The 8,385-nt window shown below is 69.1% G+C and carries 6 protein-coding genes and 2 pseudogenes; 3 read left to right on the top strand and 5 right to left on the bottom strand.

Annotation, left to right across the window (positions count from 1 at the left end; translation table 11 throughout):
• Positions 1-211 precede the first annotated feature (211 nt).
• Positions 212-679 carry a TetR/AcrR family transcriptional regulator gene (locus tag ACZ60B_RS42100; protein ID WP_469397169.1) on the bottom strand — a complete coding sequence of 156 codons (468 nt, stop codon included), beginning with the start codon at positions 677-679 and terminating at the stop codon, positions 212-214.
• Positions 680-723: 44 nt separating this feature from the next.
• On the opposite strand from ACZ60B_RS42100, the pseudogene ACZ60B_RS42105 reads away from it, so the two are divergent.
• Positions 724-1,053 (top strand): annotated as a pseudogene (locus ACZ60B_RS42105) (transposase family protein); the annotation flags it as partial.
• 35 nt (positions 1,054-1,088) lie between these two features.
• Here ACZ60B_RS42105 and ACZ60B_RS42110 read toward each other — a convergent pair.
• Both ACZ60B_RS42110 and ACZ60B_RS42115 read right to left on the bottom strand, forming a co-directional pair.
• Positions 1,089-2,063: a thiamine pyrophosphate-dependent enzyme gene (locus ACZ60B_RS42110; RefSeq protein WP_469397184.1), complete on the bottom strand. Its 975-nt coding sequence runs from the start codon at positions 2,061-2,063 to the stop codon at positions 1,089-1,091.
• Complete coding sequence (locus ACZ60B_RS42115; protein ID WP_469397171.1) at positions 2,060-2,779, bottom strand: thiamine pyrophosphate-binding protein; 720 nt, start codon at positions 2,777-2,779, stop codon at positions 2,060-2,062. The genes ACZ60B_RS42110 and ACZ60B_RS42115 overlap by 4 nt, the downstream gene beginning before the upstream one ends.
• A gap of 174 nt (positions 2,780-2,953) precedes the next feature.
• Here ACZ60B_RS42115 and ACZ60B_RS42120 point away from each other — a divergent pair, with 174 nt between their 5' ends.
• Both ACZ60B_RS42120 and ACZ60B_RS42125 read left to right on the top strand, forming a co-directional pair.
• A complete protein-coding gene (locus tag ACZ60B_RS42120) occupies positions 2,954-3,691 on the top strand; it encodes a flavodoxin family protein (protein ID WP_469397174.1) in 738 nt (245 codons plus the stop codon).
• Positions 3,692-4,420: 729 nt separating this feature from the next.
• The gene (locus ACZ60B_RS42125; RefSeq protein ID WP_469397179.1) at positions 4,421-6,922 is read left to right on the top strand and encodes a PP2C family protein-serine/threonine phosphatase; all 2,502 of its coding nucleotides are present in this window, start codon (positions 4,421-4,423) and stop codon (positions 6,920-6,922) included.
• A 440-nt stretch (positions 6,923-7,362) separates the two neighbouring features.
• On the opposite strand, the gene ACZ60B_RS42130 is transcribed toward ACZ60B_RS42125, so the two are convergent.
• Complete coding sequence (locus tag ACZ60B_RS42130; RefSeq protein WP_469397182.1) at positions 7,363-7,626, bottom strand: metal-sensitive transcriptional regulator; 264 nt, start codon at positions 7,624-7,626, stop codon at positions 7,363-7,365.
• A 435-nt stretch (positions 7,627-8,061) separates the two neighbouring features.
• A pseudogene (locus tag ACZ60B_RS42135) lies at positions 8,062-8,385 on the bottom strand (IS607 family element RNA-guided endonuclease TnpB); the annotation flags it as partial.

The following is an 8,385-nucleotide window of genomic DNA, read 5'->3' on the forward strand; positions in this document are numbered from 1 at the left end:
GATCCACGGACGAGCAGGCTTCCCCCTCCTCCGCCACCGCATCCTCCTCGGACAGCAGCACGCTCGGTCACCACCGAATGTGAGACAGGGCCGTTAAATTGACACACCCTAGATCAGGTGCCCTCTTGAACCAGGGTCGCCCACCTGTGGATTCAGGTCTCGACGAGTGCGCTGCCGTCTGGGTCGAAGCGTCAGAGCTGCTGGTCACGGGCTACGCAGGGCTCTCAGGCTCCGGGGACCGAACCCTGGGGGCGAAGCCCGCCATCGACAGGCCGCAGTCGATCACGTTCTCCATGTCGCGCCGGGACTGTTCGACCTCGTGGTGTACCTCGTACTGGATGACCGGTCCGTCGAGCGCCGCGACGAGGAACCGCACCAGGGCGGCCAGGTCTGCCGGTGGCGGCGAAGCTTCGTGGGCGAGCGCGGAGCGCAGGACCTCTTCGGCGCAGGCGCAGTAGCGGGTGTACTGCCAGGCCGCCAGCCACTCGAAGCCGGGGTTGCGGCGGCAGTAGATCGTCAGTTCGTATTGCATCAGCTGCAGCCCGTCGTCGCCCACGACGAAGGCCCAGAAGGCGCGCACCGCGTCGGCGATCGCCGACGCCAGCCCGAGTTCGGGCGTCACCGCGTCGCGCAGAACCTGCTCCACCTGTTCGGCCACCGCGCCGATGACGGCGGTCAACGGCTCGTTTTTGTCCCGGAACGCGTAGTGCATCGCAGCCTGGGGCGCACCGCATCATCCGGATCTGCGAACACCAAGGCGTGCCGGTTCTCGCCGACCGCGCCTACACGGGTGCCGACCCCCATGTCACCACCGGCCTACGACGCCCACCCGGCGGGGAACTCGCCCTCACGCAGCGGACCGTCAACCGCGCGCTGGCCCGGGCCCGGGCTCCCGTCGAACGCGGCATGGCGCGACTGAAGTCCTGGCAGATCTTCCGAAGATCCCGCATCAGCCCCAACCGCATGACCGTCATCGCCAGAGCCGTCCTCACCCTGGAGAGTCAACGCTGGAAACGCTCACTGACCTGCGGCGGCCCCTCGTGCTCCCCGTAGCTGGGCGGCTCGGGTGTCGAACCTGGCCCGTCGGGTCAGAACGGTCCGCTGAGGCTGCCGAGTCGGTCGGTCAGGCGCAGGTTCTCGGTGTAGTCGACGGGGCAGGCGATCACGGAGACGCCTTCGTCTTCGAGGGCGCGACGCAGCACGGGCAGCAGCTGGTCGGCGGACTCGACCCGGTAACCGCGTGCGCCGAAGCTCTCGGCATAGGCGACCAGGTCCGGGTTGGTGAAGCGGGTGTGGCTGTGGCGGCCGAGTTCGAGCTCCATCTTCCAGGTGATCAGCCCGTATTCCTCGTCCACCAGGACGAGGACGGTCAGGGGGATGTTTTCGCGGACGGCGGTCTCGAGTTCCTGGGAATTCATCAGGAAGGAGCCGTCACCCATCATGGCCAGGACGCGTCGGTCGGGCCGGGCCGGTTTGGCGGCGATGGCACCCGGCAGTGCGAAGCCCATGGTGGACAGGCCGTTGGAGACCAGGCAGGTGTCAGGTTCGTAGGTGGGATAGAGCCGGGACATCCACATCTTCCCGGCGCCGGTGTCGGCGAGCACGATGTCGTGGCGGTCCAGGGCGGTCCGGACATCGCTCACCACACGCTGGGGCACCAGCGGGAACGCGTCGTTGTCCCGCCCGTACGCGAGTTCGTCGTCAAGCAGCGTACGGATCTTCACGCTGCTTTCCGAGTCGTAGGTGAACCCTTCGGGCAGTGCCGAAGCGAGTGCGTCCAGTGCCTGCGACATGTCGCCCTCGATGCCCACTGTGACCGGATAATGCGCGTCCACCTCGGAGGGAAAACGGTGCAGGTGCACGATGCGCTTGTCGCCGTCGGGGTTGATCTTGGCGGGATCGAATTCCTGGATCTCGTAGCCGACGCAGATCACCACGGCGGCGGTGTCGAAGCCGAAGTTGCCGTAGTCGTGGCGCATGAAGCCAACTGCGCCGAGGGCGTTCGGATGGTCGTCGGGGAAGACGCCTTTGCCGTGGAAGGTGGTCGCGACCGGGATGTTCAGTCGTTCGGTAACCGCACGAGAGCGTCCGAGGCCCGTCCTCTCGCGGCGCCATGGCCTGCCAGCACGACAGGACGCCGTGCCGTGGTGAGCACCTCGACCGCCCGCGCGATCTGCGTGAGGGACGGCGCGTCGGCGTGCACCGTGTCGACCTGCAGGGGCGCCAGACGCTCGGCGGGCCGCTCCGCTTCGATGTCCTCGGGCACGGCCAGGAACACGGCACCGGGGCGTTCGCTCTGCGCGATCTTGAAAGCCTTGCGGGTCATCTCCGGCACCGCGTCAGGACACTCCACGCGGGCTGCCCACTGGGTGACGGGGGCGAACATCGATACCAGGTCGATGACCTGATGCGACTCCTTGTGAGTGCGACGCAGCGAACCCCGGGCGGCAAGGGCCACCATCGGTGCGCTGTCGGTCATGGCGTCGGCGGTGCCGAGCAGCAGGTTGATTGCGCCGGGGCCCAGCGTGGCCGAACACACCCCGGCCCGGCCGGTCAGCCGTCCGTAGATCTCGGCCATGAACGAGGCGGCCTGCTCGTGGCGCACCAGGACGTACCGGATGCCGGAGCCGCTCAGAGCGTCGACGAAGCGGATGTTCTCCTCGCCGGGGATCCCGAAGACGTACTCCACGCCTTCGGCTCGCAGACAGCGCACCAGAAGGTGTGCGACGTCGTCCGCTGCTGCCGACTTCCGCGACTCGGTCGCGCCTTCGGTGCTCATGAGGCGAACGTAGGTACACCTGCCTGCCCGGGCCACTCGTCCGCCGCCGGCCGGTGCGTGGACCGGTGCGGCCGTTCGGAGGCGTTGTGGTGGCGGCTTCCGCGGCCGGATCGCACGCTGGCGAAGTGAGAACGGGCCGCCACGCACAGAGCGGCAGAACTCCGGGAGGACCGTGTGACCACTTCGTCGCCTGCCACCGACGCACCGCCGGCCCGGTACGACGACCTGCGGGCCCTGGTGATCAACTGCACCCTCAAACGTTCACCGGAGACGAGCAACACCCAGGGACTGGTCGACCGCAGCACCGCCATCCTGGACGCACAGGGCGTGCACGTCGACGTCGTCCGGGCGGTGGACCACGACATCGCGACCGGTGTGTGGCCCGACATGAGAGAGCACGGCTGGGAGACGGACGCCTGGCCGGACCTGTACCGGCTGGTCATGGCGGCAGACATCCTGGTGCTGGCCGGCCCGATCTGGCTGGGCGACAACAGCTCCGTGACGAAGCGGGTGATCGAGCGCCTCTACGCCTGCTCCAGCCTCCTCAACGACGCCGGGCAGTACGCCTATTACGGCCGCGTCGGCGGGTGCCTCATCACCGGCAACGAGGACGGCGTCAAGCACTGCGCCATGAACGTCCTCTACAGCCTTCAGCACCTCGGCTACACGATCCCTCCTCAGGCGGATGCCGGCTGGATCGGCGAGGCGGGCCCCGGTCCCTCGTACCTCGATCCGGGCTCGGGCGGCCCGGAGAACGACTTCACCAACCGCAACACCACCTTCATGACCTGGAACCTGCTGCACCTGGCCCGGGCCCTGAAGGACCTGGGCGGCATCCCCGCCTACGGCAACCAGCGCACCACCTGGGACGCCGGCTGCCGCCGCGACTACGAGAACCCCGAGCACCGGTGACGTGAGGCCGGGGGAAACCGGCGGGCGGCCGTCGGGGTCGGCTCCACTATGCGGTTCCCAGCCCCGGGTACCGGGCCAGAAGCGCGCCCGGGGGGCCGAGCATGTGCGGACCGGTGGGACGGCTGCGGCGGCGTGGGCGATCGTGGGCGGTGCACCGCCTCGGGCTGCCGCCCCCGAGGCCGTTCCGGCCGGAGTCCTGGCGCAGTCCGATCCGCGGGCCCTGGCTGACCTCGGTGTCCGGCTTGTCCTCCTCGGCCGGCTACCGCCGGAGAGAGGCTGGCAGCCGGTTCTGCTGACGGACGGCAATACCGGCATCGGAGGGGGTCCTCGTAGCCTGCTGCACCGCTGTCGCGGGCTCAGCGCCCCGACCGGGTGGCTCGTCATCGAGGCCGATGCCCATGACATCGCAGAACGGTGCACCGCTCGTCTGGAGGACGGACCTTCAGGGTTGTAGCGGGCCACACTTCCCCTGTGCGCGGCCACGAGCGCTCCGCCGGCTGCCGTGCGTGCCCTCAACGTTACTGATCAGTGGACGAGCAGACGGCGGCGTTCTGCCGTCCTGGCTCACCGCAGGTCATTTTGGACCGTCTGGTCCTGGAACCGTGGCGACGAACAGGGAAGACGGCCAAGCCGACCCCAGCATGATCAGCTACGGACGGGGACGTTCGGACCAGGGCACCCGGGGTGCGAATTACTTAGGGTATGAGAGCGGGTTTCGTTTTTCTCCACATGGGCGAGTGTTCGGTGGCGAAGGAGCAGACAGCCGAGTTGCCCGGCGCGCTCGGAGCAGGGCAGGCCGCGGACTTGCCGTACCAGCAGTCCGCCCTGGACGCTGCCCGCACTGTGGCTCAGGGTGCCGCTCTGCTGGCCGCTGTGCTGGGGGCGGCGGGCTTCTCCGGCTGGGCCTTCGGTATCGACGTCCTCAGGCGTGTGCCCGGTGGCGACGCGGCCATGAGCGCGAACGCTGCCGTGGCCCTGCTGGCACTGGGTGTCTCCCTGTTTCTGGTGGTCCGCCGCCGTGTCACACCGTGGGCGACTGCCGTGGAGCGCGCGGCCGGGGCGCTGGTCGTGGTGATCGGTGGACTCACCGTCGTGGAGTACGCGACCGGGGCGGCCCTGGGGATCGATGAACTCCTCTTCAAGGACGACACCGCCCGAATGGCGTCAGAGGTGCCTGGCCGGATGGCACCGAATACAGCTGCCGCACTGATGGTCGGGGGCGTGGCAGTCCTGTGTGCGAGCGCGTCCCGTCTGCCCGCCTGGACGAGCCAGGTCCCGGGCCTGGCCGTCCTCACCCTGGGAATGCTGCGGCTTTACGGGTTCGCGTACGCCGTGCCCGAACTCGAGCGGTTCGGCGCGTACAAGGGGATGGCCCTGTACACGGGGATGGCTCTGGTGTTGCTGGGTATCGCCACCTTCCTCGCTTGGCCGGAACGCGGTCCTGCCAGACTGCTGATGAACGCGGGCACCACGGGAGCACTGGGGCGCCGGCTGTTTGCCACTGTCCTGGTGGTTCCGCCGCTGCTGGGTGGGCTCGTCCTGGCCGGTGAGGACGCGGGACTGTTCGGGGCACGACTGGGTACCGCGCTGTTGGTGTGCGGGCACGTCGTCGTATTCACCACGGTCATCTTCGCGACGTTGGTCGTGGGCCGCCGTATCGAGTTGGCACATGCGCGTGCCGAATGGCAGGTGCGGCAGAACGAACTGCTGCAGGCGTTCATGGACCACACGCCCGCGGTGACGTTCATCAAGGATCTGGACGGTCGCTTCCTGGCGGTCAACACGACCTTCGAGGAGAGCTTGGGCCTGTCCCGCGAACGGGTACTGGGCCGCCGGGACCGGGATGTCATGCCGCCCGACCTCGCGCGTCAGGCGCGCGCCGCCGACCTCGCCATGCTGGCCGAGGGCGCTCCCACGCAACGGGAGGAACTGCTTGCCCTGCCCGGGGGGTCGCGGGACTTTCTCACCAGTCTGTTCCCGCTCAAGACCGCTTCCGGCACTCCTTACGCCGTATGCGGTGTGATCACCGACGTCACCGACCGGGTCGCGGCACAGCGCGAACTGCGACGGGCCAACCGGCGCTTCCTCGCGCTGCTGGAATCGGCTCCCGACGCCCTGCTGATCACGGACGGCCGGGGCGTCGTCGTCTTGGCCAATGCGCAGGTGCAGAAGTTGCTCGGACGTTCGCCGGCCGATCTCGTGGGCACCCCGGTCCTCGACCTGGTGCCCGCCGCGCGGCGTCGTAGACACAGCGCACTGCTGCGTGCCTACCTGCGGCAGGTGGGTCCGAAGCCGATCGTCCTGGACCACGGCCTCTACGGGCTGCGCAGCGACGGTGCGGAGTTCCCCGTGGAAGTGAGCGCGAGCAGTCTCCAGGCGGAAGAGGAGACACGGGTGTTCCTGACCGTGCGGGACATCACCGAACGCAGGCGCGTCGAGGCCGAACGCGCCGAGCGCTTCGAGGAGCACCGGCGTATCGCCTACACCCTGCAGCACAGCCTCATGGGCGAGCCGTCCCCCCTGCCCTGCCTGCCCGCCGCCCACCGGTACCTGGCGTCCGTCCAGGACCCCGGAGTGGGCGGGGACTGGTTCGACGTCATTCCGCTGGACGGGCACCGTACCGGCATCGTCGTGGGTGACGTGATGGGCCGTGGCCTGGAGGCGGCGGCCGTCATGGGCCAGATGCGGGCAGCCTCCCATGCACTGGCCCGTACGGGCGTGTCGCCGAGCCGGCTGATGACCGGGCTGGACGCGTTCGTGGCCGACCTGGCGGACCAGCTCGTCACCTGCGTCTACCTGGTGGTGGACCAGAGTACCCACGAGGTCACTCTCTGCTCGGCGGGACACCTCCCGGTCATCGCCCTGCCCCCCGACGGGCTTGCCCGAATGCTTCCGGCGCCGGTCGGGGTACCGCTGGGCGTCAACGATTCGTGCGGCGCGGGAGTGCCGTTCCGGCAGGGGACCGAGCCGGTGTCACCGGGCACCACGCTGGCCGTCTACACCGACGGACTGGTCGAAAGGCCCGGCACCGACATCGAGACCCAGATCGACACCCTCGCCCGCACGCTCGGCTTGGCGCTGAAAGGAGTACCCGCCGATCAGGAGGGCCTCGACCAGGCCGCAGACCTGCTGATCAGGACCCTCCTGCCGGACATGGCCACGCATGACGATGACGTGACACTGCTCCTGATCGGGCTGCCCATGCCGAAGGGAGAAGACTTCGTTGCCTGATCACCGCGATGGCGGTCCTTTCCGGCCTCGGCGTGACGGAGTGCTCGTGCCGGCACCGGCCGCCGACGGCGACCGGAATCTGTGCAGGCGGTGCACCGTGGCCCGGGCAGGTCACCTCCCCCTGATCATCGCTCCCGACGGCGCCGCCGACATTCACGAATGCCTGCCCGAGAGGCCGCCGCGGTGCGGCTTTCCAACGGTCCGGCCTCACCGGCAGCCACAGCCTGGCGGAGCCCAGCGACTCGGGATGCTCTTCCAGGCAAAGGCCCCCTGATGGCCCCGTGATGGACTCGGCGCTCCTCACGGCTCAGGTCTTGGCGTGGTGCATGGCCCGGCGGTGGCCTGTTTCTGATCTTGCTGGCGCAGCGCTTGTCATGGGGAGCAGTCGTGCGCGGCAGGGTGCCGAGAGCCGACGGCCGCGTGATGTGGCGCGCTGACGGTCACGCCAGGGCGAGGAAGAGTTTCTCCAGCTCCTCCTGTGATGCGGGCGGGGTGTCAGGGTCTCCCGCGAGGCACTGCCGCATTCCACTGGCGACGATCTTGAATCCGGCCCGGTCCAAGGCGCGGGAGACGGCGGCCGGCTGTGTCACGACCTCCTTGCAGTCGCGGCCCGCCTCGATCATCGTGATCACGGCGGCCGGCTGCCCCTGCGCCCGCCGTAGGCGGTTCAGGACGGGTCGCATCGATTCTTCGTCCACCTGCATGCAGTCCTCCTTCAAGCCCGGCAACAATACCCTGGGGGGTATTAATCCGGCTTCGGTCGGTCCGGTCGGCGGCTGTCGTCGCACGGGGTCTGCGGCGCGGCGCCGAGACGGTCCCCCCTGTCGGGGAACGCGGGGGCCGTCAGCGCGCGCCGCGCGCGGCCCATCGCGCTGGGTAATCAATACCCCCCCGGGGTATTTGACAAGGCGAGCGGGGCTCCGTACGGTTGAATGCGTAATACCCTATGGGGTATCTGCCGCGGTCCGCTGCTCGCAGTCGTCGCCGAGTCGAGCTCCGACGGGCCGAGAGCTGCATTCCGGCCCCTTCCCGTGCGCCCACCCTCGCGTCGGGCCACCTCTTGACCCGATTAACGCCGTTGCCGAGACCGTAGTCAGGTCTCAGCATCCCGGGCATTTCGGCCCGGAAGGTCCGTCACCTCACCAGAGCATCAGGGGCTCGGTTTGAGGACGGTCTCTCGTTTCCGTCTGCCGCTGTGGCGGCAGGGTTGCGCCACCTGCCCGCCCCGTCCCGGCCTTGCGGCGAGGGCGGGTGGTGCGGGTCTTACGGTCGGCTCCACGAGGCTTTGACAGCGCCGGGGCGGTGTCCTGGTCTCCGGCCACTCCGGTACCAGGCGTGCAGGCTGCCGCGAGGGCGGCGAGGTTGCGTGCGGCGCCTGCGTCCCGGTCGATGACCAGGTGGCAGGCCTCGCATGCGTAGGTCCGGACGTGCAGCGCCAGCTTGGCTTTCACCGCGCCGCATCC

The sequence above is a fragment of the Streptomyces sp. NPDC104096 genome, assembly GCF_055584385.1.

What these genes read in the sequence shown, in the direction of transcription:
- ACZ60B_RS42115 (WP_469397171.1), bottom strand. Translation starts at nt 2,779, where the DNA reads ATGAGCACCGAAGGCGCGACCGAGTCGCGGAAGTCGGCAGCAGCGGAC.
- ACZ60B_RS42125 (WP_469397179.1), top strand. Translation starts at nt 4,421, where the DNA reads ATGGGCGAGTGTTCGGTGGCGAAGGAGCAGACAGCCGAGTTGCCCGGC.
- ACZ60B_RS42130 (WP_469397182.1), bottom strand. Translation starts at nt 7,626, where the DNA reads ATGCAGGTGGACGAAGAATCGATGCGACCCGTCCTGAACCGCCTACGG.